We start from the raw sequence: 23,239 nt of genomic DNA, 5'->3' as shown, positions 1-23,239 counted from the left end.
TTTTCGTTTTATTTACTTAAATTTTCTTGTACAGACGCTAAAGAACCTTCTAAAAATACAATTTCAGAAGCGTTGATTAAATCGAAAACATTTAATTCAGAAGTAGTTACAACTTTAGTTCTTTGTAAATTGCGAGATGACAAATATACATTATTATTTGCTTCACCCATTACGAATAAAGATTTTTTACCTTCTAATCCTAAGTTAGATAAGATAGATTTGAATTCTTTAGTCTTAGGCGCTTCGAATGTAAAGTTTTCAACAACTTTAATTTCGTTATCAGCTAATTTCTGAGATAATACAGATTTTTTAGCTAATCTCTTTTGAGCTTTGTTTAACTTGAAAGAGTAGTTTCTTGGACGTGGTCCGAAAACTCTACCTCCTCCACGGAAAACAGGAGATTTGATAGATCCCGCACGTGCAGTACCAGTACCTTTTTGTTTTTTGATTTTACGAGTAGATCCCGCAATTTCAGCTCTTTCTTTTGCTTTGTGAGTTCCTTGACGTTGAGCAGCTAAGTATTGCTTAACTTCTAAATACACAGTATGTGCAGATGGCTCAATTCCAAAAACTGTCTCGTCTAAAGAAACTGTTCTTCCAGTCTCTTGACCGTTTATGTTTAATACTACTACTTCCATTACTTGAATCTTCTAACGATTACGTATGAACTTTTTGGACCTGGGATAGCACCTTTAACAATTAAAAGGTTTTGTTCCGTATCCACTTTTAAAACTTGTAAGTTCTGAACAGTAACTTGTTTACCACCCATTCTTCCAGCCATACGCATTCCTTTGAATACACGAGAAGGATCAGAACCAGCACCGATAGAACCTGGAGCTCTTAAACGGTTATGTTGACCGTGTGTAGCTTGACCTACTCCACCGAAACCATGACGTTTAACAACACCTTGGAAACCTTTACCTTTAGAAGTACCTGTAACACTTACAAATTCCCCTTCGTTGATTAAATCAACTCCTACAACATCTCCTAAGTTTAAAGACTCAACCCATTCGTTCCCGTAAAACTCAACTAACTTACGTTTTGGAGTTGTACCAGCTTTCTTGAAGTGACCTTTTAAAGCATTAGTCGTGTTTTTTTCTTTTGCGTCATCGAAACCAAGTTGAGCAGAAACATACCCATCTTTCTCTAAGGTTCTGACTTGAGTAACCACACATGGTCCAGCTTGTACGATAGTCACAGGAATGTTTTTCCCGTTCTCATCAAATAAACTAGTCATAGCGATCTTTTTACCAATGATACCTGACATTTGATTAATTTATGTTATTATTTATTAAATATTTTAGAGAATGTAGTCTTCCGACTACTAGAGACCTTCCCTGAAATCAGTTTGCAAATGTATGAATTATTTCACAAATCACAAATAAATTGCTAAATATTTTTAAATCAGTGATTTTACTAAGTAAGAAACCTGATTTTAAAACAAATAAAAAAACCTCGAGATGTGCACTTCTCGAGGTTTATAATATATTTTAATTAATGTGCAATTAACTACACTTTAATTTCAACTTCAACACCACTAGGTAATTCTAACTTCATTAATGCATCAACAGTTTTTGCAGATGAAGAGTAGATGTCTAATAATCTTTTGTGAGCTGATAATTGAAATTGCTCACGAGATTTTTTGTTTACGTGTGGAGATCTTAAAACTGTAAAGATTCTTTTGTGAGTTGGTAATGGAATTGGCCCATTAACAACAGCTCCTGTAGCTTTAACAGTTTTTACGATTTTTTCAGCTGATTTGTCAACTAAAGAATAATCGTAAGATTTTAATTTTATTCTGATTTTTTGACTCATTTCTTAATTTAATTAAGCGTTACCTTTTGCTTTAGCGATTACAGCTTCAGACACGTTTGAAGGTGCTGGAGCGTAGTGATCGAATTCCATAGTCGATGTAGCACGACCAGAAGATAAAGTACGTAAAGAAGTTACATACCCGAACATCTCTGCTAATGGTACCATAGCTTTAATAACTTTTGCGTTATTTCTATCGTCCATACCAGAAACTTGTCCACGTCTTCTGTTTAAGTCACCTACGATATCTCCCATGTTCTCCTCTGGAGTTAAAACCTCTAACTTCATGATAGGCTCTAAAATTTGAGCACCAGCAGCTTTAGCAGCAGCTTTGTAACCCATTTGAGCAGCTAACTCGAAAGATAATTGGTCAGAATCCACAGGGTGGAAAGATCCATCTTTTAAAATAACTTTTAATGAATCCATTTCGAAACCTGCTAAAGGTCCGTTTTTCATCGCAGCTTTAAATCCTTTCTCAATTGAAGGTACAAATTCTTTAGGAACGTTACCACCTTTAATTTCAGAAATGAATTCTAATCCTGTTTTACCTTCATCTGCTGGTCCCATTTCGAAAACGATATCAGCAAATTTACCACGTCCACCAGATTGTTTTTTGTAAACCTCACGGTGGTTAGCTGGTCTTGAGAATGACTCTTTGTATTCTACTTGAGGCTCACCTTGATTAACTTCAACTTTGAATTCACGTTTTAAACGGTCAACGATGATATCTAAGTGTAACTCACCCATACCAGAAATAACTGTTTGACCTGAAGCCTCATCAGTTTTTACTTGGAATGTTGGATCTTCTTCAGCTAATTTAGCTAAAGCCATACCTAATTTATCAACGTCTGCTTTAGTTTTAGGCTCAACCGCGATACCAATTACTGGATCTGGGAAGTCCATAGACTCTAATACGATAGGTGCTTTTTCATCACATAAAGTATCTCCTGTTTTGATATCTTTAAATCCTACTGCAGCTCCAATATCACCAGCTTCGATACGATCGATTGGCTCTTGTTTGTTCGCGTGCATTTGGAAGATACGTGAAATACGCTCTTTGTTACCAGAACGAGTATTTAACACATAAGAACCTGCGTCTAAACCTCCTGAGTAAGCACGGAAGAATGCTAAACGACCTACGAATGGGTCAGTAGCAATTTTAAATGCTAATGCTGAGAATGGCTCATCAACTGAAGGCTTTCTTGAAGTAGGCTCGTCAGTTTTTGGGTCAGTTCCTGGAATCGCTTCTTTGTCCATTGGAGATGGTAAGTAACGACATACAGCATCTAACATGAATTGTACACCTTTGTTTTTGAACGAAGATCCACAAGTCATTGGGATGATAGACATATCTAATGTTGCAGCACGTAAAGCAGCGTGAATTTCTTCTTCAGTAATAGAGTTTTCGTCCTCCATGTACTTCTCTAATAAATTCTCGTCGTATGCAGCAACTTCTTCGATTAATTGACCACGGTATTGTTTTACATCATCAACCATATCAGCTGGGATTTCAACAACGTCGAAAGTCGAACCATAATTATCATCATGCCATACAATAGCACGGTTTTTAATTAAATCTACAACCCCTTTAAAGTCAGCTTCTTCACCAATTGGTAAAACGATAGGAACAGCGTTTGATCCTAACATTTCACGTACTTGACGACAAACATTTAAGAAGTCAGATCCTTGACGGTCCATTTTATTAACGAATCCTAAACGAGGAACTTTATAGTTATCAGCTAAACGCCAGTTTGTTTCAGACTGAGGCTCAACTCCATCAACTGCTGAGAATAAGAAAACTAAACCATCTAAAACACGTAAAGAACGGTTTACCTCTACTGTAAAGTCAACGTGACCAGGAGTGTCGATAATATTAAAGTGGTACCCTTTAGCGTCTGGTAATGGTTTACCTTGTTCTGTAGGGAAAGTCCAAGCAACTGTAACAGCTGCTGAAGTAATTGTAATACCACGTTCTGCTTCTTGCTCCATCCAGTCAGTAGTTGAAGACCCTTCGTGAGTTTCTCCAATTTTGTGATTTTTACCTGAATAGAATAAGATACGCTCTGTAGTAGTAGTTTTTCCTGCATCAATGTGAGCAGCAATACCAATGTTTCTAGTGTATAATAAGTCTCTTGCCATCGTTTACTAGAATCTAAAGTGTGAGAACGCTTTATTAGCTTCTGCCATTTTGTGAGTATCCTGACGTTTTTTAACAGCAGAACCTTCTTCTTTAGCAGCAGCGATGATTTCACCTGCTAATTTTTGTGCCATAGATTTCTCATTACGCTTACGTGAATAAGAAATTAACCACTTCATTGCAGTAGAGATCTTACGATCTGGACGGATTTCCATTGGAATTTGGAATGTAGCTCCACCAACACGGCGAGAACGTACTTCTACGTGAGGCATTACATTTGATAATGCTTCTTTCCAAATATCTAACGAAGTTTTTTCAGCATCTTCTTTACGAGAATCAACGATTTCTAATGCATCATAAAAAATTTTGAATGCAACAGATTTCTTACCATCGTACATTAAGTTGTTTACGAAACGTGTAACTAACTGATCGTTAAATTTAGGATCTGGAAGTAAAGGTCTTTTTTTAGCTCTTGTCTTTCTCATTTCTTAAATTATTTTTTAGCGTCTTTAGGACGTTTCGCTCCATACTTACTTCTACGCTGAGTACGTCCGTTTACTCCTGCTGTGTCTAATGCTCCACGTACAATGTGGTAACGAACACCTGGTAAGTCTTTAACTCTTCCTCCTCTAACCAATACTATCGAGTGCTCTTGTAAGTTATGCCCCTCACCACCGATGTACGCGTTAACTTCTTTTCCATTTGTTAATCTAACACGAGCAACTTTACGCATTGCTGAGTTAGGTTTCTTTGGAGTAGTTGTGTAAACACGTGTACAAACACCGCGGCGTTGTGGACATGACTCTAAAGCAGCCGATTTACTCTTCTTAGTTAGTTTTTTTCTACCTTTTCGAACTAATTGTTGAATTGTTGGCATACTAATTTACCTTTTTAAAAATTAATTTAAACCCATTTTGGGGTCTGCAAAACTACGAAAAATATTAAACCTGCAAACTATAAACGAATTATTTTTTTGATTTTCTTATATTTAAGAAAATATTCACAATCAAATCACCTTAGTAATATCTAACATTTAGCTTTGATTTTTAGATATTAATTATCAAAATTAAATATTTTAAAAAAAATAATTATTTAGCTTTACTGCAAACATCAATCTTAAAACAGTATTAATGATTTATAAAATAATTCTATAAAAAGTTTACATTAAGTTTACATTAGATGATTTACTTTTGCATCACAAAAACATTTTTAGATGTCAGTAAATTCATTTTTTAAATTATTTACACCAAGGGATAAAACTTTCTTCCCTTTGTTTGAAGAATCTTCTAAATCATTAGTTGAATTAGCAGAATTATTACATGAATGTGTTAACGCACCTTTAGAGGAGCGTGAAGACTATTTCGCTCAAATTGCTAATTTAGAAAGTAAAATTGAGTTCTTAACTCAAAAAACAAATTTAGAATTAGGAAGAAACTTTATCACTCCATTTGACAGAGAAGATATTTACTCTTTAATAAAAGCAATTGATTATGTTGCTGACAACTTAAATGGAGCAGCTAACCGTATTAAAATTTACCAAGTAGAGAAAATTACAAAATCTATCCGTAAAATTACAGCTGTTAATTTAGAAGCTTGTCAATTAATCGTTGAAGGTATTGATAACATTAAAGACTTTAAAGACTTGAACAGAGTTTTTGAAATCTGTGAGCGTATCAATAAATTAGAAAACAAATCTGATCGTATTTTTGATAAAGCAGTTCAAGAAATTTTCGAAAACGAAACTGATGCTAAAAACATCATTAAATATAAAGAAGTTTTATCTTCATTAGAGTCTGCAACTGACAAATGTAAAAGTGTTGCAAACGTTTTAGAAGCTGTGGCTGTTAAACATTCTTAATCTTTTAAATTTATTTCAAAATGGAAATGATTAATGATGTTATAGAAATCATTAGCGGTATGATGAATTCTAAAGCTGGTTGGTTTTTATTAGTAATTATCTTCTTAGCTTTCGTATTCGATTACATCAATGGATTTCACGATGCTGCTAACTCCATTGCAACAATTGTTGCAACAAAAGTTTTAACTCCTTTCCAAGCTGTATTATGGGCTGCTGCATTTAACTTTGCTGCTTATTTTATATCAGTTTATTGGATTGGTGAATTTAAAATTGGTAACACAATTGCAAAATCCGTTAATGAAAACTTCATTACACTTGAAGTTATTTTAGCTGGTATTATTGCTGCCATTACTTGGAACTTGATTACATGGAAATTTGGTATTCCGTCATCATCATCACATACTTTAATCGGTGGATTTATTGGAGCTGCATTAACGCACTCATTCATGAATCCAGATTTAGGTTCAATTATGGATGTTGTTGTCTACAATAAAGTATTACCAATTTTCGCATTCATTTTCCTAGCACCATTTATCGGAATGGTCTTATCTAGTATTTTAACTATTATCATCCTTCACATTTGCAAGAATGCTAAACCAGCTGTTGCTGAATGGTGGTTCAAAAAATTACAATTAGTTTCTTCTGCCTTATTCTCTTTAGGACATGGTATGAATGATGCACAAAAAGTAATGGGTATCATTGGTGCTGCAGTTATCTTCTACCACTTAAATGTAGATTTTGATCAAGCATATGTAGATGCTGAAGATAAATTTGGATACTTTGTTGATCATTGGGGATGGGTACCAATTACATCTTTCATCATTATCGGTTTAGGTACGATGGCAGGTGGTTGGAAAATCATCAAAACGATGGGATCTAAAATTACAAAAGTAACTCCATTAGAAGGTGTAGCTTCTGAAACTGCTGGAGCGATGACTTTATACATCTCTGAACACTTCGGAATTCCTGTTTCTACAACACATACAATTACTGGTTCTATCATCGGTGTTGGTATGACGAAACGTGTCTCTGCGGTACGATGGGGAGTAACAATTAGTTTATTATGGGCTTGGATTTTAACAATTCCTGTTTCAGCCATAATCGCTGGATTAGTTTACTTAGTAATTGGAATTTTCTAAAAATTAATCATCATTATAATAAATTTTAATAGGCCTATCATTGATAGGCCTATTTTATTTTTTACATTTGCGGCACTTTTAATATTTTTTTCCATTAAATGGGCCTTACAATTTTATTCATAGTCATCGCATTAGCCATTATCTTTGACTTTATCAATGGTTTTCACGATGCCGCAAACTCTATTGCAACTGTAGTTACAACTAAAGTTTTATCCCCTATTCAGGCAATTATTTGGGCTGCCTTCTTTAATTTCGTTGCATTTTTTATTGCAAAATTTATAATTGGTGAATTTGGAGTTGCCGATACTATTTCCAAAATTATCAAAGAAGATATTGTAACATCCTTTGGAGCGAATCCTTCAGTAGTTATAATGGCAGCATTACTTGCAGCTATTACATGGAACTTATTAACATGGAAATTAGGAATTCCGTCATCATCATCTCATACATTAATTGGTGGATTAGCTGGTGGAGCATTAGCATCAACAGGCTTTGATTTTTCATCCATTAATATCGAAATCATTCTCACAATTGTGGCGTTTATATTCGTTGCTCCAGTAATTGGATTATTAGCAGGAAATATCATTAGTATAATTACTCTTAATATTTGTCGTAATGCAAAACCGCATAATGCAGATACTTGGTTCAAAAGGCTACAATTAGTCTCATCAGCATTATTAAGTATTGGTCATGGATTAAATGATTCACAGAAAGTGATGGGTGTTATTACATTTGCTCTTTTAGCTAACCAATCGGCAATTATAGATACTGATATGAGTTCTTGGTACTTGAATGATGTATTCAATTGGAAAGAATGGTTTATAACAGAGAATAGCACTGATATTCACGATTGGGTTCCGATTGTATGTTTTTCTGCCATTGCAATTGGAACATTAGGTGGAGGAATGAAAATCTTAAAAACTATGGGTAATAAGATCACTAAAATTACACCTATCGAAGGGTTTACAGCTCAAACTGCATCTGCTGTTACTTTATTCTTCACAGAACATATTAAAATGCCTGTTTCAACTACACACGTTATTACGGGGTCGATTATTGGTGTAGGAATGGTAAAACGTTTTTCAGCCGTGCGTTGGGGTGTAACAATAAGTTTATTGTGGGCTTGGGTATTAACTATTCCGATCTCTGCATTAATAGCAACTGCATTTTATTATTTCTTAATCCTATTCTTTTAAAAAAAAATAGAAAAACCGTATATGTATAAAGTTAAACTAAATCAGAGAACTTTTTTAGTTTTGACTTTACACCATAAAAAAATGCATCGAAAATTTCGATGCATTTTTTATATATTCAATTCAAACTATTTACTAAAATCAACTTTTAATTGATCAATTTTAGCTAATAAAATATCTTGTACATTTTTATACTCTTCTTTAGCTCTTAAAGGTGCGTTTACAGAAAAGTAATATTTAATTTTAGGTTCAGTTCCAGAAGGACGACAAGCTACTTTACTTCCATCTTCCGTGTAAAAAATTAAAACGTTAGATTTTGGTATATCAATAGTTTTTTCTTCACCAGAAACTAAATCTTTTTCAATCGAAGATTGGAAATCTTTTACTCGGATTACAGGAGATCCAGCTAATTCTTTAGGCGAATTAGCACGGAAATCAACCATCATATTTGCGATTAATTCTGCTCCTTCTTTCCCTGGTTTAACAATCGAAATTAGATCTTCTTGATAAGCCTTACCTAAAGCAATATAGATATCCACTAATTTATTGTACAACGTACTTCCTTTAGCTTTTTCTACGGCAGCAATTTCAGATACTAATAAAGCAGTTGTTACTGAATCTTTATCACGAATAAAATCACCAACCATAAATCCGAATGACTCTTCACCTCCACCAATGAATTTTTGTTCACCTTCGTGTGTACGAATCATATCAGCGATCCATTTAAATCCTGTTAATCCAACTTTACAATCAACACTAAATTTAGCTGCTATATCATAAAAAATATCAGATGTTACAATTGTAGAACCAATAAATTCTTTACCAGTTAATTTACCAGCTTCTTGCCATTTTTCTAATAAATAGTAAGCTAAAACGGTATTCATTTGATTCCCGTTTAATAATACCATATTCCCCTCGTTGTCACGAGCAGCAACACCAACACGATCAGCATCCGGATCAGTTCCGATTACTATATCTGCATTGATTTCATTAGCCAAATCAACAGCCATTGTTAAAGCTTCTGGCTCTTCAGGATTTGGAGATTTAACAGTTGGGAAATCACCACTTGGAATTGCTTGTTCTGCCACTTGATGAACTTGTGTAAAACCAGCTTGTTCAAAAGCTTTTGGAGTAATCACAACAGATGTTCCGTGGATAGATGTAAAAACTATTTTAACATCTTCTTTCCCTTCGTTTGTAAAACTACCGTTTTCAACAGCCGCATTAATAAATGCTTCGTCAATTTCTTTACCTATATATGTAATTAAATCGTCGTTCCCTTCGAATTTAATTTCATCAACTTTTACATTTTCTACCTCTGATATAATTGCTTTATCGTGTGGTGGAACAATTTGAGCACCATCATTCCAATACACTTTATATCCATTGTATATTGGTGGATTATGCGAAGCCGTTAAAACGATTCCTGCATCACAACCTAAATGACGAACTGTGAATGATAATTCTGGTGTAGGACGAAAAGAATCGAATAAATAAACTTTGATTCCATTAGCCGTTAAAACATCCGCAACCATTTTGGCAAAAGTGTCTGAATTATGACGCACGTCAAATGCAATTGCAACTGATTTTTCTTTATTAGGAAATTGTTCATTGATATAATTAGACAATCCTTGCGTAGCTGCACCTAATGTATATTTGTTTAAACGATTAGTTCCAACTCCCATAATACCACGCATACCACCAGTTCCAAACTCTAGGTCGCGGTAAAATGAATCATCTAATTCTGTTGGATTATTATCAATTAAATCTTGTACGGCGTTTCTTGTTTCTGCATCATATGCATCAGAAAGCCATAATTGAGCTCTTTCTAAACTTGTACTCATTAAAGAATTTATTTTTTTACTACTTGTGCATTATCAGCAATTTTGGTATCCTTTGATGGTTCACCTATATAAGTTATAACCGAATTACCTTTTGCCGAACCTGTAATAGATTTTCTTGAATTAATATTTAAAATAGCATTATCTGAAGTGTATGCTTGAGCATCATTTGTTTCGAAATCAAACAACTCAGCTTTTGATTGACTTTCGCCATTATAAATTAATGAGATTGATGTCCCTTTTAAAGTTACAGCAGCTTGATCATGAACTGAAAGTTTGAAATTGTTTGTAATCAAATACGCATCTTCAATTTTAACTTGATCATTCACATCCATCTCTAAATCATCAACGTTTAAAGTTCCGGAAACTTTAACTGTAGCTTGATTAGAAAATTCGGCTTGTTTTAAATCTCTTGTAACGTAAACGAAAACATCGTAAGCACTGTATTTATCAACAGGTGAATTTTCTTTAATAGTTAATGAGCCATTTTTAGCTTCAACCATTAAATTATCTACAATATTCTGATGACTTTCAACTTTTACACCAACTTCATTTCCTGGTATAAGCGTTACATTACAGTTACATGATAGATTCAATTTTGTAATTTGATCTACTGTGAAATTTTTCTGTGCAGTAGCAACTCCTTCTCCATCAACAGAGGAAGAACAACTCGCTAGCACTAATCCCGTAAATAAAAGTGTTAGTAATTTTTTCATATAGTTTGGTTGTAATATTTCGGTCTAATTCAGATTCAATTCTTTTTGAATACTGTATATTTTGCGATCTCTACTATTTCTAACAATCAATTCACCTAAGAAACCAGCTAAAAATAACTGCGTTCCTAAAACCATTGAAGTTAGAGAGATATAAAAATAAGGATTATCTGTTATTAAACGTGCTGGTTTATCTAAAATAAATACCTTAATTAATTTATCTATACCTAAATAGAACGTAGCTAAAAATCCTAGAGCAAACATGATTGTTCCGATTAAACCAAAAATATGCATTGGTCTATTTCCAAACTTTGCTGTAAAATAAAGCGTAATTAAATCTAAGAAACCATTCACAAAACGGCTAGGTCCAAATTTAGATACTCCATATTTACGCGCTTGGTGACGAACTTGCTTTTCTAAAATCCTGTGATAACCTGCGTTTTTAGCTAATACAGGAATATATCGGTGCATGTCGCCATACAATTCGATATTCTGTGTCACTTCCCAACGGTAGGCTTTTAAACCACAATTAAAATCGTGTAATTCTACACCAGAAGTTTTACGAGCAACTGCATTAAATAATTTAGATGGTAAGTTTTTAGTTAACTTATTATCTTGGCGGTTTTGTTTCCAACCTGAAACTATATCAGCTTTCTTATTAATTAATGTATTATATAAAGCTGGTATTTCCTCGGGAAAATCTTGTAAATCTGCATCCATAGTAATCACGACTTTACCTTTTACTTCTTTAAAAGCAGCGCTTAAAGCTGGTGACTTACCATAATTTTTACGGAATTTAATTCCTTTTACCTCTTGGTGAAATTTAGATAAATATTCTATTATTTGCCAAGAATCATCCGTACTACCATCATCAATAAACAAAACTTCAAAAGAATATCCATTCTGATGACAGACAGTTTTAATACGTGTAAATAATTCTTCTAAAGAATCTTGTTCGTTAAGTAAAGGAACAACTATTGATAAATCCATTGTGTTAATAAGTACGTTTTTTTAAGAACTGTGCAAAAATTGCAGAAACAGCCATGTAGAATGATAGAAACATAGAAAGTAATCCAAAATAATGTTTAAATGAAAATAGATTAATATTCATTATTTCTGGTTCTTTTCTCGATTTTTCAATTTCAGCAGCCATTTTAGGGTCCATGTTACCCATAAAAGTTTCTAAAATACCATTTTTAAGAGCCTCTTGCGCCCATTCTCCACTTGTATTAAAGAAAATAAATATGACAGCTAAACTAACTACACCGGCAATAAACATGGTATAAAATCCAATTTTAAAGGCGTCTTTAAATGTTAATAACTCTTCGTAAGTCGTTGCTATTTTAGCTTTGGCTTTAGAAACATTCAGCATCGTGAAGAATGAAAAACCTGCAAATAAAGGCACTAAAATAAAGCAACAAATAAGCATTGTGTATTTGTAATAATCTTTGGCATCAATAGTTCCATTTGTAGAATATGAAATATATAATCCAAAAAACAATACTAACACGATCGCTGTTAATATAAATGCGCTTCTTAAAACTTTATTAAGTGTATCCATTCGGCAAAGATAATATATCAAAGTATTTAATAGTATGAATTTAGTAATGTTTATACGTTAATTTCATACTAAATTTTGATAATATCTTACATGCAAAGATACCGATTTGATTAAAATTAAAATATATTTCAAAAAAAATCAATAATTATTTATTTCATTATCAATCGCTTTTACAATTAACAGCCCTTTTACGAGATTTTTTTTCTAAAATTTTCTTTGATTTTTTAAAAGTATTCTTACCTTTGCATCAGGCAAGTCCTACACAACCAGCTCCTGTTGAATCCTCCAGGACGGGAACGTAGCAAAGGTATACGGTCGTAGCGGTGTGATGTAGGTCGCTTGCCTTTTTTATTTTCTAAAGTTTTACTTTCACTTTTTTTACCCCACATTTTATTCGTAATTTTGCAACCATTGATTTAAAGATTCAATGGAAACAAACAAAACAACAAAGTACATTTTCGTTACCGGAGGAGTAACATCATCGTTAGGAAAAGGAATCGTAGCATCTTCTTTAGGAATGCTATTAGAAGCGAGAGGATATCGAGTAACCATTCAAAAACTTGATCCATATATTAATATCGATCCAGGTACACTAAATCCGTACGAACACGGTGAGTGTTATGTTACCGAAGATGGTGCTGAAACTGATTTAGATTTAGGTCACTACGAAAGATATTTAAATCGTCCAACTTCAAAAGCAAATTCTGTTACTACAGGACGTATTTACCAAACAGTTATTGAAAAAGAACGTCGTGGAGATTATTTAGGAAAAACTGTTCAAGTTATTCCGCATATCACAAACGAAATTAAACGTCGTATCAAATTATTAGGTAACACTGGTGATTATGATATAGTAATTACTGAAATTGGTGGTACAGTTGGAGATATTGAGTCTTTACCTTACATCGAAACAATCCGACAGTTAATTTGGGAATTAGGTGATAATAATTCATCTGTAATTCATTTAACATTAGTTCCATATTTAGCTGCTTCAGGTGAGTTAAAAACAAAACCTACACAACATTCAGTTCGTACATTAATGGAAAGCGGAATTAACGCTAACATTTTAGTAACCAGAACTGAACACAATTTATCAAAAGAAGTAAAAGCTAAATTAGCTCAATTTTGTAATGTTCGTAAAGAAAACGTGATTCAAAGTATCGATGCTGATACAATTTATGACGTTCCATTCTTATTACACGAACAGAATTTTGATGAAGTTGTTTTAAAAGGTTTAGACTTACCATACGATCAAGAACCAGATTTTACGGTTTGGAAAAAATTCTTAAACAGTCATAAAAATCCAAAAAATAAAGTAGAGATTGCATTAGTTGGTAAATATGTATCTTTGCACGATTCTTATAAATCAATTACGGAAGCATTTACACACGCCGGAGCTGCTGCAGAAACAGAAGTTAAGGTTAGATGGGTTTATTCTGGCGATCTTACAGAAGAAAATATTGCTGAAAAATTAGCAGGTGTTTCTGGTGTTTTAATCGCTCCTGGTTTTGGTGATAGAGGAATTTTAGGTAAAATAATCGCAGCAAATTATGCAAGAAGAAATAACATTCCGACTTTAGGAATTTGTTTAGGAATGCAAATTATGGCGATTGAATTTGCTCGTAATGTATTAGGTTACGAAAAAGCTGATTCTGCCGAAATGGATTTAACAACTCCACATCCAGTTATTAGTTTAATGGAAGATCAGAAAGATGTTTCTGATAAAGGAGGAACGATGCGTTTAGGAAATTGGAAATGTACATTAGTTGAAGGTTCTAAAATCAGAAACATATATGGGTCTGAAGATATTTTAGAGCGTCATCGTCACAGATACGAATTCAATAATGAATATTATGATGAATTTGTAAACAATGGATTACTTCCTGTTGGGAAAAATCCAGAAACTGAATTAGTAGAAATTTTAGAACATAAAGAACATCCATATTATATTGGTGTTCAATTCCATCCGGAATATAAAAGTACTGTTGCTTCGCCACATCCGCTTTTTATAAGCTTTATAGAAGCAGCTTTGTCAAATAAACAAATTGAAACGATAAATGCAACAAGAGAAAAAATTTGATTTTAACCAAATCATTGCCTTTGTTTTAATGGGTCTTCTATTATTTGGTGTTATGTATTGGAATACACCATCTGAAGAGGAAATTGAAAAACAAAAGCAAGAGTTAGTTCAAAAAGAAAAAAACGCAGAAGCTAAAAAAGCTGCAAACGTTCAACAAGCGCAAAATGTTTTTCAACCAGTTACTGGTGAAGCAAAAGACATTGAAGTGTCTAATGAAAAATTGAATGTTAAATTTGCTTCTAAAGGTGGACAAATTGATGCCGTACAATTAAAAGATTATACATCTTATGATAAAAACGACAAAAACAAACCTTTATTTTTAGCGAAAGATGGTTCAAACTCTTTCAATCTTTATTTTAAAGCTAAAAATGGTGTAGAAATCAACACTAAAGATTTAGTTTTCTTACCGGTAGTACAGAAAAATAGTGCAAACACAATTGTTACTATGACTGCACAATCGCAAGGAGGACAAATCCAGTACATCTATACATTAGGAAATTCTTATGGAATTGACTTAGAAGTTAAATCTCAAGGATTATCAAACATAACGAGCGACAACAAAGTTGGATTAAACTGGTTAATGGATGGATTTAGTACTGAAAAAGGAAAAGATCAAGAAAAATATTGGGCACACACTTATTTCCAATTCAAGGAATCGAAAGATATCGAGTATGAATTATTTGGTTCTGACGAATGGGAAGAAACTGAAGCAATTTCTTGGGTAGCTAATAAACAACAGTTCTTTTCTACAATTTTATCTTCTGATGAAGGTTTTAAAAACACTAAAGGTGGATCTTTAAACGCAGATGAAGAAGAATCAAAATTTAGTAAACATTATTCTTTTACTTCTGAATTAGAATTAAAAAACGCAGAATTAAATCATAAGTTAACTTTTGATTTTGTACCATTAGATTATAATCTATTAAAGGATTATAACGATAAAGGATTTCAAAATTTAATTGACTTTGGATGGGGAATTTTTGGATGGTTAAACAAATTCTTTTTCTTACCAGTATTCCAATTCCTTGCAAATTTTGGTATTGAATTAGGTTGGGCGATTTTCTTATTAACAATTGTTGTTAAATTAGTATTATCACCAATTATGTACAAGCAATATCGTCAATCAGCATTAATGAAGGTTTTACGACCTGAATTGAATGAGATTAACGAAAAATTCAAAGATCCCAAAGATGCCATGAAGAAACAACAAGCTACGATGGAAATTTATCGTAATGCTGGTGTAAATCCATTAGCTGGATGTTTACCTGCATTATTACAAATTCCTATTTTCTATGCTTTGTTCCGTTTTTTCCCAAACTTAATTGACTTAAGAGGTATTCCTTTCTTATTTGCAGAAGATTTAACAGCATTTGATGATATTATTCAAATTCCTGATTGGATTCCATTATTAAACGGTCACTTATCCATTTTCGCAATGTTATATATCGTTGCAATGATGGTTTACTTTAAAGTATCTGGATCTATGGATAATTTCCAAATGCCACAACAAGAAGGTATGCCGAATATGGAGTTTATGAAATACATGATGTATATTATGCCTATTTTCTTCTTCGTATTCCTTAACAATTATGCTTCTGGTTTATCTTGGTATTATTTAGTTTCTAATGCACTTAACGTCTTTATTGTATTATACATTAAGAAAGTTATGATTAACGAAACTAAAGTTCATCAAATATTAGAATCAAATAAAGCAAAACCTAAAAAAGAAGGTAAGTTTGCTTCACGCATGCAAAATATGATGAAAAAAGCTCAAGAAATGCAAGAACAACAAGAGCAAATGAAAAAGAATCGTAAGTAATCTACATACTATTTTATATAAAAAAATCCGTTAATCTATTAACGGATTTTTTTATTTCAGTAAATCTTCAAACACTTAATATGTATCATCTGTTTTAGATAATTTTAACATTATTTATCTTATTAAGTCATTAATTTTTAAACAAATAATTTACTGATTTTAAAACGTTTAATTTAAAAATAAAAAATTAATAGTGTATACTGTACACATTTATTGATAAATAATTTGTATTTTATTATTTTAGTCTTATTATTGTCTCATATTAATAAGTATTATGGAAAATATTTACACAATTACAGACAAAACTGCCAATCCTGGACCATTAGGTTTATATGGTTTTGCCATGACTACTATTTTATTAAACATCCACAACGCTGGATTTTTTCCTGTAAATAGTATGATCATGGGTATGGGTGTTTTCTTTGGTGGAGGAGCGCAATTTATTGCTGGAGTAATGGAATGGAAAAAAGGAAACAATTTTGGAAGTATAGCTTTTATGGCTTATGGGGCTTTCTGGTTAACTTTAGTTTTCACTTGGTTAGCACCTGGAGTTTTTGGAGCAGAAAAACCTGATGGAAATTCAATGGGATGTTATTTAGGAATTTGGGGATTATTTACTTTAGTAAATTTCTTACAAACTTTAAAAGGACATACTGTTGGTAAATTATTATTTGGTTCATTAACGTTATTATTTTTCTTATTAGCTGCAAGTAACTTTGCTGATAGCGAACAAATTTTAAATGTTGCTGGATGGGTAGGAATCGTGTGTGGATTCATTGCCTTTTATGAAGCGTCTGCTATTATGATTAATAGAACTTACGAAAAAAACATTCTTCCTCTTTAAAATATTTTGAATTAATGAAAAAGCCTTAATCATGTATGATTAAGGCTTTTTTTATATCAATTTTTATCTTGAAGCAACTTTTCTGTAAATAAATAAAAGTAATAAAGCTCCAAGTACTGCTACTATAAATCCACCAAAAGACCAATTGTTTGGATCATAGTTTAAAACAAGTGTAGAGATAAAACCTCCCAACATAGCTCCAATAATTCCAATAATCATTGTAACCCAAAATCCTCCTGGATCTTTACCTGGCATAATTGCTTTAGCTATTGCCCCAGCAATAACACCAAAAATCCCCCATGATATCCAATTCCAAAGAAAAGAAAAAATCAAAACAGATGTAATCATAAATAATTCGTTTTTAAAGTTATAGCATTGTTTATTTGTTAAATAATTCTTAACTAAAATCATACCAATCTAATAAGCAAAATCTAAAATTTGTTTTTTGTACATTTGTTATTAAAATAAAAACACTATGTCTTTAATTAAATCAATTTCAGGTTTCAGAGGAACTATCGGAGGTAATCCAGGTGATAATTTGACGCCTATTGATGCTGTAAAATTCGCTGCAGCTTACGGAACTTGGTTAAAAAAACAATCAGATAAAAATTCATATAAAGTTGTAATTGGTAGAGATGCACGTATCTCTGGTCAAATGGTTTCACAATTAGTTTGTTCAACATTACATGGTTTAGGAATTAATGTAATCGATTTAGGATTATCAACTACTCCAACAGTTGAGGTAATGGTAACACATTTAGAAGCTGACGGAGGTATCATTTTAACAGCTTCACATAATCCAAAAGAATGGAATGCTTTAAAATTGTTAAACGCGAAAGGCGAATTTGTTTCATCGGAAGATGGCGCACAAATTTTAGCAACTGTTGATGCTGATGACTATAATTTTGCCCAAGTTGATGATTTAGGTTCATATGAAACTTTTGAAGGTGCTATTGATCTACATATCGATAAAATCTTAGCTTTACCATTAGTTAATGTTGAAGCGATCAAAGCAAAGAAATTTAAAGTAGCTATTGATGCTGTTAATTCAACTGGTGGAATTTCAATTCCAAATCTATTAGATAAATTAGGTGTGGAATACATCAAAATGTACTGCGAACCAACTGGTCATTTCCCGCATAATCCAGAGCCTTTAAAAGAGCATTTAGGAGATATTTGTGCTAAAGTTATCGAAGAAAAAGCTGATTTCGGAATTGTTGTAGATCCAGATGTCGATCGTTTAGCAATAATTGACGAAAAAGGTAACATGTTTGGTGAAGAATATACTTTGGTAGCTGTTGCTGATTATGTTTTAGGAAAAACTCCGTCTGCAACTGTTTCAAACTTATCATCTTCTCGCGCTTTAAGAGATATCGCTGCAAAACATGGACAAACTTACTCTCCTTCTGCTGTTGGAGAAGTAAATGTTGTGATCGAGATGAAAGAAACTGGTGCATTAATTGGTGGTGAAGGAAACGGTGGAATTATCTATCCAGAATTACACTACGGTCGCGATTCTTTAGTTGGTATTGCTTTATTTTTATCTCATTTAGCAGAACAAAATTTGACTGTTTCTGAATTAAGAGCTTCTTACCCAGCCTATTTTATGGCTAAAAAGAAAATTGAATTAACTCCTGAAATCAACGTTGATGAATTGTTAGTTAAAATTCAAGAGATCTATAAAGATGAACAAATCAATACGGTTGATGGTGTAAAAATTGATTTTGAGACAGAATGGGTTCACTTACGTAAATCAAATACAGAACCAATCATTCGTATATATACAGAAAGTACATCAGAAGAAAACGCTGACTTATTAGCTGATAAAATGATAGAAAGTATAAAAGCTATCATTTAAAAAACGATGTTAATTAGTTGTGCAAAACTATAAATTATGAAAAATGCTTTTTTATAAAAGCATTTTTCTATTTTAGATAGGTATTTATGGAGGATGAGTTTTTAAACAACGAATTGATTGAACAATTCGAACATATGTTGGATCATAAGGAGCAAATCTATTTTGACTCTGAACAATTACAAGAAATCATAACATTTTATTTAGATGTTAGCGATTTTGAATATGCAAAGAAAGCATTAGACTACGCTTTTGCTTTGCATCCGGACAACTATGAATTAAAAATTAAATTGATAGAATACCATATTTCTTTGACTCAGTTAAAGAAAGCTTCAATATTAATTCAAGAAATTAAAGAATTTGCATCCGAAGATTTAGAATATCAATTGGTTGTTGCAAGATATTGGGGTATAAAAAATATGCCACGAAAAGCAATTCAGTTCTATGAAAAAGCTTTAGAACATGGCGAAGATTTAGACTTTATTTTTAATTGTATTGGAAATGAGTATCTGAATTTAGATGAAATTAGTACAGCCTTAGTTTATTTTAAACAAGCTTTGCAACATGGCGATGAAAACGATTATTCATTCTACTCTATCTTGCAATGTTATGAAGAATTACATGCTACAAATGAATGTATCGAGTTTTTAAAAGAATACATTGATGATAATCCATATTCAGAAGTTGCATGGTCACAATTGGGTCAATTGTACGAAAAAACAGGAAATTTAGAAAAATCATTAGAAGCTTTTGATTATGTAACTGTTATTAATCCGACGAGTATTTCAGGATTAAATCAAAAAGCAATTATTTTAGAAAAACTAAAACGTTACGAAGAAGCAATCGAAACATTCGAAGAAACATTAGAGCTTGAGGATTCTGCGTCTATCACATATTTACGCATTGGAGAATGTTATGAAAAGTTAGAACAACCTTATAAAGCGTTAAAATCGTATCATTTATCTATTAAAGAAGATCCTCAATTGGATAAAGTTTGGGGCAAAACAGCAAATTTATATTCCAAATTAGGTAATTTTCAAGAAGGATTATTTTATATCAATCGAGCTTTAGATTTAGATGATTTAAATGTTGAATACTGGAAAACACATTGTTATCTTTTAATCAAAATTGGTAAATACGAAGAAGCAATAGAAAGTTATCGTCGTATAGTTGAAATTGAGCCTTTACGCTTAAATAATTGGATTGCTTTGATTGAGGCTAATATTGTCATGGAAGAATATGACACGGCTATCAAAGAAGCTTTATTAGCGATGATTCATTTTAACCGCGCCGAAATTTATTATCAATTATCATATTGCTATTATTTAGTTGGCGAAGTTAATTTAGCTATAAAAGCATTTCAGAACGCTACAGAACTCGACGAAAGTCTAAAAGAAGAATATTTAGAACGTTACCCTGAATTAAAATTACTTGAGGACAAATCAAAAAGTTAATGAATTGTAAATAATATTTCTAAAAAAATAAGCTATATTTAATTGCAAATAAACTGTTTATGAATCTAGTTGCTCATCAGTATTTATCATTCAATAATCCATCTCTACAACTTGGTAATTTTCTTGGCGAAGTTGTAAAAGGGAATAAATACAATGATTATCCTGATGATATAAAACTAGGAATTCTATTGCATCGTGAAATTGATTCGTTTACCGATTCTCACGATGTTGTTAAAAGAAGTTCAACTTATTTTCATTCCACTCAACATAAATATTCGCCTATTGTTGTCGATTTAGTTTATGATTATTTTTTAATTAAACATTGGCGAAAATACCATCCTACATCCTTCCAGTTATTTAAAGAAAACTGCTACGAATTATTTAGTTACAATACTGAGAATTTTCCTACCAATCTTCAGGAAATGTTGAATCATTTATTAAAAAATGATTGGTTCGAAAATTATAGCACAATAGAAGGAATTCAAAAAACACTGACCGGAATTAGTAAAAGAGTAAACTTCGATAACAATCTTACTAATACTGCATCTACTATATATCAATACGAAACTGAATTGGAGAAAGATTTTCTACAATTTTTCCCAGAATTGGTGCAGTTTAGTAAAGATTTTATACAATCAAAATAACAAAATATACTATCTTTCAACTTCAAACAAAGATTAGACTTCAAACAAAAACCACAATGGATCTAACATTTAATAAAAGAGAGGATTATAATAAATTACAACTATCTAAATTAAAACATAAACTTAATGAAGTTTATTTAGGTGGTGGACAAAAAAAAATTGACGCGCATAAAAGCAAAGGAAAATTAACAGCAAGGGAACGTATTGATTATTTATTTGACGATAATACAGATTCTATTGAAATCGGAGCCTTAGTTGGAGACGAAATGTACAAAGAACATGGAGGTTGCCCTTCTGGAGGTGTTGTTATTAAAATTGGATACGTTTCTAGAAAACAATGTATCGTTGTTGCAAATGATGCAACTGTAAAAGCAGGTGCTTGGTTCCCAATAACAGGTAAAAAGAATTTGCGCGCACAAGAAATTGCGATGGAAAATAAATTACCTATTATCTATTTAGTAGATAGTGCGGGTGTTTACTTACCTATGCAAGATGAAATTTTCCCAGATAAAGAACATTTTGGACGCATTTTTAGAAACAATGCAAAAATGTCGTCGATGGGAATTATTCAAATTTCTGCTGTAATGGGAAGTTGTGTTGCTGGTGGTGCATATTTACCTATTATGAGTGATGAAGCTTTGATTGTTGATAAAACAGGATCAATATTCTTGGCTGGAAGTTATTTAGTTAAAGCAGCAATTGGTGAAGATATTGATAACGAAACTTTAGGTGGAGCTACAACACATTGCGAAATTTCTGGAGTAACAGATTATAAAGCGAAAGACGATTACGATTGTTTAGATCGCATTAAATCTGTTATGTCTAAAATTGGTGATTATGAAAAAGCTGGGTTTAATAGAATTGAGCCTGCAAAACCAGCATTAGATGAAAAGGAAATTTACGGAATTTTACCTGAATCTAGAGCTGAACAATATGATATGTATGAAATCATAAAACGTTTAGTAGATAATTCTGAATTTGATGAATACAAAGCTGACTACGGAAAAACTATTATTTGTGCATACGCTCGTATCGATGGTTGGGCTGTCGGAATAGTTGCAAACCAAAGAAAAATTGTTAAATCGACAAAAGACGGGATGCAATTTGGAGGTGTGATTTATTCTGATTCAGCTGATAAAGCAACTCGTTTTATTGCGAATTGTAATCAAAAGAAAATCCCTTTAGTATTCTTACAAGATGTAACTGGATTTATGGTTGGATCTAAATCAGAACATGGAGGAATTATCAAAGATGGAGCAAAAATGGTTAATGCCGTTTCAAATTCTGTTGTACCTAAGTTTACAATTGTTGTAGGAAATTCTTACGGTGCTGGTAATTATGCAATGTGCGGAAAAGCTTATGATCCAAGATTAATTGCTGCTTGGCCTTCAGCTCAATTAGCAGTGATGGGTGGTGAACAAGCTGCAAAAGTTTTATTACAAATTCAAGAAGCAACTTTAAAAAGTAAAGGTGTAGAAATTGATGATACTAAAAAAGAAGAATTATTAAAAGAGATTACGGATAAATATAACTATCAAACAAGTCCTTATTATGCGGCTTCACGCTTATGGACTGATGGGATTATTGATCCATTAGATACACGTAAATGGATTTCATTAGGAATTGAAGCTGCAGACCATGCACCGATTGAAACTCCTTTTAATTTAGGTGTTATCCAAGTATAAAAAAAGAGAGCTTATTAGCTCTCTTTTTTATTAATTAAACTATTGTTTTAATAATGTAATTGATGTCTTTAAGAAATGACCAATTTTTTACATACTCTTTATTAATCGCAACTTTATCTGGCCAAAGTACATTGTTGTTATACCAAATTGGATCTTGAACAGATGAAAGTATTTCTTCTTCATTTTTATATTTTAGTTGCGCAGGACCTGTAATTCCTGGTTTAATAGTTAAAATGATTCGATCTTCACCTTGTAGTTCATCTGCATAACCAATTACATCAGGTCTAGGACCTACAAAGCTCATATCCCCTTTCAAGATGTTAATAAGCTGTGGTATTTCGTCTAATTTATAATCTCTAAGAAATTTTCCGATTTTAGTAATGCGATGACTTGAAGTTGTTATCGTATTTTTTTGAATTCCTTTCATGGTACGAATTTTATAAATCTTGAAAATTTTACCATCCAACCCTACTCTTTTCTGAGAAAATAAACCAAATTCTTTTGTATCTATGGTAGATATCAAAATCATAGAAATGATTAATCCTACTAAAAAAATTAGTAGGATTAATGCTAGTATATAATCGAATATCTTCTTATTCAACAT

22 protein-coding genes and 1 other RNA gene are annotated in these 23,239 nt (G+C 32.2%); 11 read left to right on the top strand and 12 right to left on the bottom strand.

Annotated features, from left to right (window positions below; translation table 11 throughout):
* Positions 1–8: 8 nt before the first annotated feature.
* The 6 genes from rplD to rpsL form a co-directional block, all read right to left on the bottom strand.
* Complete coding sequence (rplD, locus tag J9309_RS07255; RefSeq protein ID WP_230475241.1) at positions 9–638, bottom strand: 50S ribosomal protein L4; 630 nt, start codon at positions 636–638, stop codon at positions 9–11.
* On the bottom strand, positions 638–1,267 hold the full coding sequence (gene rplC, locus J9309_RS07250; RefSeq protein ID WP_230475240.1) for a 50S ribosomal protein L3: 630 nt from the start codon (positions 1,265–1,267) through the stop codon (positions 638–640). Before rplC ends, rplD begins: the two co-directional genes overlap by 1 nt.
* A 242-nt stretch (positions 1,268–1,509) precedes the next feature.
* Entirely contained in the window at positions 1,510–1,815 is a 306-nt protein-coding gene (gene rpsJ / locus J9309_RS07245; protein WP_121933333.1) for a 30S ribosomal protein S10, read from the bottom strand.
* Positions 1,816–1,827: 12 nt separating this feature from the next.
* Positions 1,828–3,951, bottom strand: coding sequence for an elongation factor G (gene fusA, locus J9309_RS07240; RefSeq protein ID WP_230475239.1), 2,124 nt, complete (start codon positions 3,949–3,951; stop codon positions 1,828–1,830).
* 6 nt (positions 3,952–3,957) lie between these two features.
* Complete coding sequence (gene rpsG, locus J9309_RS07235) at positions 3,958–4,434, bottom strand: 30S ribosomal protein S7 (RefSeq protein WP_121933331.1); 477 nt, start codon at positions 4,432–4,434, stop codon at positions 3,958–3,960.
* A gap of 8 nt (positions 4,435–4,442) precedes the next feature.
* The gene (gene rpsL, locus J9309_RS07230) at positions 4,443–4,826 is read right to left on the bottom strand and encodes a 30S ribosomal protein S12 (protein ID WP_019974211.1); all 384 of its coding nucleotides are present in this window, start codon (positions 4,824–4,826) and stop codon (positions 4,443–4,445) included.
* A gap of 336 nt (positions 4,827–5,162) precedes the next feature.
* Here rpsL and J9309_RS07225 point away from each other — a divergent pair, with 336 nt between their 5' ends.
* The 3 genes from J9309_RS07225 to J9309_RS07215 all read left to right on the top strand — a co-directional run bounded on the left by J9309_RS07225 (position 5,163) and on the right by J9309_RS07215 (position 8,142).
* Positions 5,163–5,807, top strand: coding sequence for a DUF47 domain-containing protein (locus J9309_RS07225; protein ID WP_230475238.1), 645 nt, complete (start codon positions 5,163–5,165; stop codon positions 5,805–5,807).
* A 26-nt stretch (positions 5,808–5,833) separates the two neighbouring features.
* Positions 5,834–6,946 (top strand): inorganic phosphate transporter, encoded by a 1,113-nt coding sequence (locus J9309_RS07220; protein WP_230477851.1) that lies wholly within the window; start codon positions 5,834–5,836, stop codon positions 6,944–6,946.
* A 98-nt stretch (positions 6,947–7,044) separates the two neighbouring features.
* Complete coding sequence (locus tag J9309_RS07215; RefSeq protein WP_230475237.1) at positions 7,045–8,142, top strand: inorganic phosphate transporter; 1,098 nt, start codon at positions 7,045–7,047, stop codon at positions 8,140–8,142.
* Positions 8,143–8,267: 125 nt separating this feature from the next.
* Here J9309_RS07215 and J9309_RS07210 read toward each other — a convergent pair whose 3' ends face one another.
* Genes J9309_RS07210 through J9309_RS07195 form a run of 4 tightly spaced genes read right to left on the bottom strand, consistent with a single transcriptional unit; the run spans position 8,268 to position 12,254 of the window.
* Positions 8,268–9,983, bottom strand: a complete 1,716-nt coding sequence (locus J9309_RS07210; protein ID WP_230475236.1) for a phospho-sugar mutase — start codon at positions 9,981–9,983, stop codon at positions 8,268–8,270.
* A gap of 8 nt (positions 9,984–9,991) precedes the next feature.
* Positions 9,992–10,696, bottom strand: a complete 705-nt coding sequence (locus tag J9309_RS07205; RefSeq protein WP_230475235.1) for a GIN domain-containing protein — start codon at positions 10,694–10,696, stop codon at positions 9,992–9,994.
* A 24-nt stretch (positions 10,697–10,720) separates the two neighbouring features.
* The gene (locus tag J9309_RS07200; RefSeq protein ID WP_230475234.1) at positions 10,721–11,683 is read right to left on the bottom strand and encodes a glycosyltransferase family 2 protein; all 963 of its coding nucleotides are present in this window, start codon (positions 11,681–11,683) and stop codon (positions 10,721–10,723) included.
* Between the two features lie 4 nt (positions 11,684–11,687).
* Positions 11,688–12,254 carry a DUF4199 domain-containing protein gene (locus J9309_RS07195; RefSeq protein ID WP_230475233.1) on the bottom strand — a complete coding sequence of 189 codons (567 nt, stop codon included), beginning with the start codon at positions 12,252–12,254 and terminating at the stop codon, positions 11,688–11,690.
* A 249-nt stretch (positions 12,255–12,503) separates the two neighbouring features.
* On the opposite strand from J9309_RS07195, the gene ffs reads away from it, so the two are divergent.
* From ffs to J9309_RS07175, 4 genes are all read left to right on the top strand, one after another.
* An RNA gene (gene ffs / locus J9309_RS07190) (signal recognition particle sRNA small type) lies at positions 12,504–12,602 on the top strand.
* 79 nt (positions 12,603–12,681) lie between these two features.
* Positions 12,682–14,334, top strand: coding sequence for a CTP synthase (locus J9309_RS07185; RefSeq protein WP_230475232.1), 1,653 nt, complete (start codon positions 12,682–12,684; stop codon positions 14,332–14,334).
* Positions 14,312–16,153 carry a membrane protein insertase YidC gene (gene yidC / locus J9309_RS07180; RefSeq protein ID WP_230475231.1) on the top strand — a complete coding sequence of 614 codons (1,842 nt, stop codon included), beginning with the start codon at positions 14,312–14,314 and terminating at the stop codon, positions 16,151–16,153. The genes J9309_RS07185 and yidC overlap by 23 nt, the downstream gene beginning before the upstream one ends.
* A 274-nt stretch (positions 16,154–16,427) precedes the next feature.
* Complete coding sequence (locus J9309_RS07175) at positions 16,428–16,997, top strand: acetate uptake transporter (RefSeq protein ID WP_230475230.1); 570 nt, start codon at positions 16,428–16,430, stop codon at positions 16,995–16,997.
* A 63-nt stretch (positions 16,998–17,060) separates the two neighbouring features.
* Here J9309_RS07175 and J9309_RS07170 read toward each other — a convergent pair whose 3' ends face one another.
* The gene (locus J9309_RS07170) at positions 17,061–17,345 is read right to left on the bottom strand and encodes a GlsB/YeaQ/YmgE family stress response membrane protein (RefSeq protein ID WP_230475229.1); all 285 of its coding nucleotides are present in this window, start codon (positions 17,343–17,345) and stop codon (positions 17,061–17,063) included.
* Between the two features lie 127 nt (positions 17,346–17,472).
* Here J9309_RS07170 and glmM point away from each other — a divergent pair, with 127 nt between their 5' ends.
* The 4 genes from glmM (at position 17,473) to J9309_RS07150 (ending at position 22,635) form a co-directional block, all read left to right on the top strand.
* Positions 17,473–18,855, top strand: a complete 1,383-nt coding sequence (gene glmM, locus J9309_RS07165) for a phosphoglucosamine mutase (RefSeq protein ID WP_230475228.1) — start codon at positions 17,473–17,475, stop codon at positions 18,853–18,855.
* Between the two features lie 86 nt (positions 18,856–18,941).
* The gene (locus tag J9309_RS07160) at positions 18,942–20,306 is read left to right on the top strand and encodes a tetratricopeptide repeat protein (protein ID WP_230475227.1); all 1,365 of its coding nucleotides are present in this window, start codon (positions 18,942–18,944) and stop codon (positions 20,304–20,306) included.
* A gap of 59 nt (positions 20,307–20,365) precedes the next feature.
* Positions 20,366–20,950, top strand: coding sequence for an acyl carrier protein phosphodiesterase (locus tag J9309_RS07155; RefSeq protein ID WP_230475226.1), 585 nt, complete (start codon positions 20,366–20,368; stop codon positions 20,948–20,950).
* Between the two features lie 56 nt (positions 20,951–21,006).
* Complete coding sequence (locus J9309_RS07150) at positions 21,007–22,635, top strand: acyl-CoA carboxylase subunit beta (RefSeq protein WP_230475225.1); 1,629 nt, start codon at positions 21,007–21,009, stop codon at positions 22,633–22,635.
* A gap of 34 nt (positions 22,636–22,669) precedes the next feature.
* Here J9309_RS07150 and J9309_RS07145 read toward each other — a convergent pair whose 3' ends face one another.
* Positions 22,670–23,239, bottom strand: a complete 570-nt coding sequence (locus J9309_RS07145) for a sugar transferase (protein ID WP_230475224.1) — start codon at positions 23,237–23,239, stop codon at positions 22,670–22,672.

Source organism: Faecalibacter bovis (assembly GCF_017948305.1).
GTDB classification, from domain to species: domain Bacteria; phylum Bacteroidota; class Bacteroidia; order Flavobacteriales; family Weeksellaceae; genus Empedobacter; species Empedobacter bovis.
Note: the sequence above shows the minus strand (reverse complement) of the source record. Positions and strands in the feature narration are given on the sequence as shown.

Coding starts and splice junctions, on each gene's coding strand:
- J9309_RS07175 (WP_230475230.1), top strand. CDS start 16,428: ATGGAAAATATTTACACAATTACAGACAAAACTGCCAATCCTGGACCA.
- rplC (WP_230475240.1), bottom strand. CDS start 1,267: ATGTCAGGTATCATTGGTAAAAAGATCGCTATGACTAGTTTATTTGAT.
- rpsJ (WP_121933333.1), bottom strand. CDS start 1,815: ATGAGTCAAAAAATCAGAATAAAATTAAAATCTTACGATTATTCTTTA.
- J9309_RS07225 (WP_230475238.1), top strand. CDS start 5,163: ATGTCAGTAAATTCATTTTTTAAATTATTTACACCAAGGGATAAAACT.
- J9309_RS07220 (WP_230477851.1), top strand. CDS start 5,834: ATGATTAATGATGTTATAGAAATCATTAGCGGTATGATGAATTCTAAA.
- J9309_RS07210 (WP_230475236.1), bottom strand. CDS start 9,983: ATGAGTACAAGTTTAGAAAGAGCTCAATTATGGCTTTCTGATGCATAT.
- J9309_RS07205 (WP_230475235.1), bottom strand. CDS start 10,696: ATGAAAAAATTACTAACACTTTTATTTACGGGATTAGTGCTAGCGAGT.
- rpsL (WP_019974211.1), bottom strand. CDS start 4,826: ATGCCAACAATTCAACAATTAGTTCGAAAAGGTAGAAAAAAACTAACT.
- J9309_RS07155 (WP_230475226.1), top strand. CDS start 20,366: ATGAATCTAGTTGCTCATCAGTATTTATCATTCAATAATCCATCTCTA.
- J9309_RS07160 (WP_230475227.1), top strand. CDS start 18,942: ATGGAGGATGAGTTTTTAAACAACGAATTGATTGAACAATTCGAACAT.
- J9309_RS07195 (WP_230475233.1), bottom strand. CDS start 12,254: ATGGATACACTTAATAAAGTTTTAAGAAGCGCATTTATATTAACAGCG.
- fusA (WP_230475239.1), bottom strand. CDS start 3,951: ATGGCAAGAGACTTATTATACACTAGAAACATTGGTATTGCTGCTCAC.
- rpsG (WP_121933331.1), bottom strand. CDS start 4,434: ATGAGAAAGACAAGAGCTAAAAAAAGACCTTTACTTCCAGATCCTAAA.
- J9309_RS07185 (WP_230475232.1), top strand. CDS start 12,682: ATGGAAACAAACAAAACAACAAAGTACATTTTCGTTACCGGAGGAGTA.
- yidC (WP_230475231.1), top strand. CDS start 14,312: ATGCAACAAGAGAAAAAATTTGATTTTAACCAAATCATTGCCTTTGTT.
- J9309_RS07200 (WP_230475234.1), bottom strand. CDS start 11,683: ATGGATTTATCAATAGTTGTTCCTTTACTTAACGAACAAGATTCTTTA.
- J9309_RS07170 (WP_230475229.1), bottom strand. CDS start 17,345: ATGATTACATCTGTTTTGATTTTTTCTTTTCTTTGGAATTGGATATCA.
- rplD (WP_230475241.1), bottom strand. CDS start 638: ATGGAAGTAGTAGTATTAAACATAAACGGTCAAGAGACTGGAAGAACA.
- J9309_RS07150 (WP_230475225.1), top strand. CDS start 21,007: ATGGATCTAACATTTAATAAAAGAGAGGATTATAATAAATTACAACTA.
- J9309_RS07215 (WP_230475237.1), top strand. CDS start 7,045: ATGGGCCTTACAATTTTATTCATAGTCATCGCATTAGCCATTATCTTT.
- J9309_RS07145 (WP_230475224.1), bottom strand. CDS start 23,239: ATGTTGAATAAGAAGATATTCGATTATATACTAGCATTAATCCTACTA.
- glmM (WP_230475228.1), top strand. CDS start 17,473: ATGTCTTTAATTAAATCAATTTCAGGTTTCAGAGGAACTATCGGAGGT.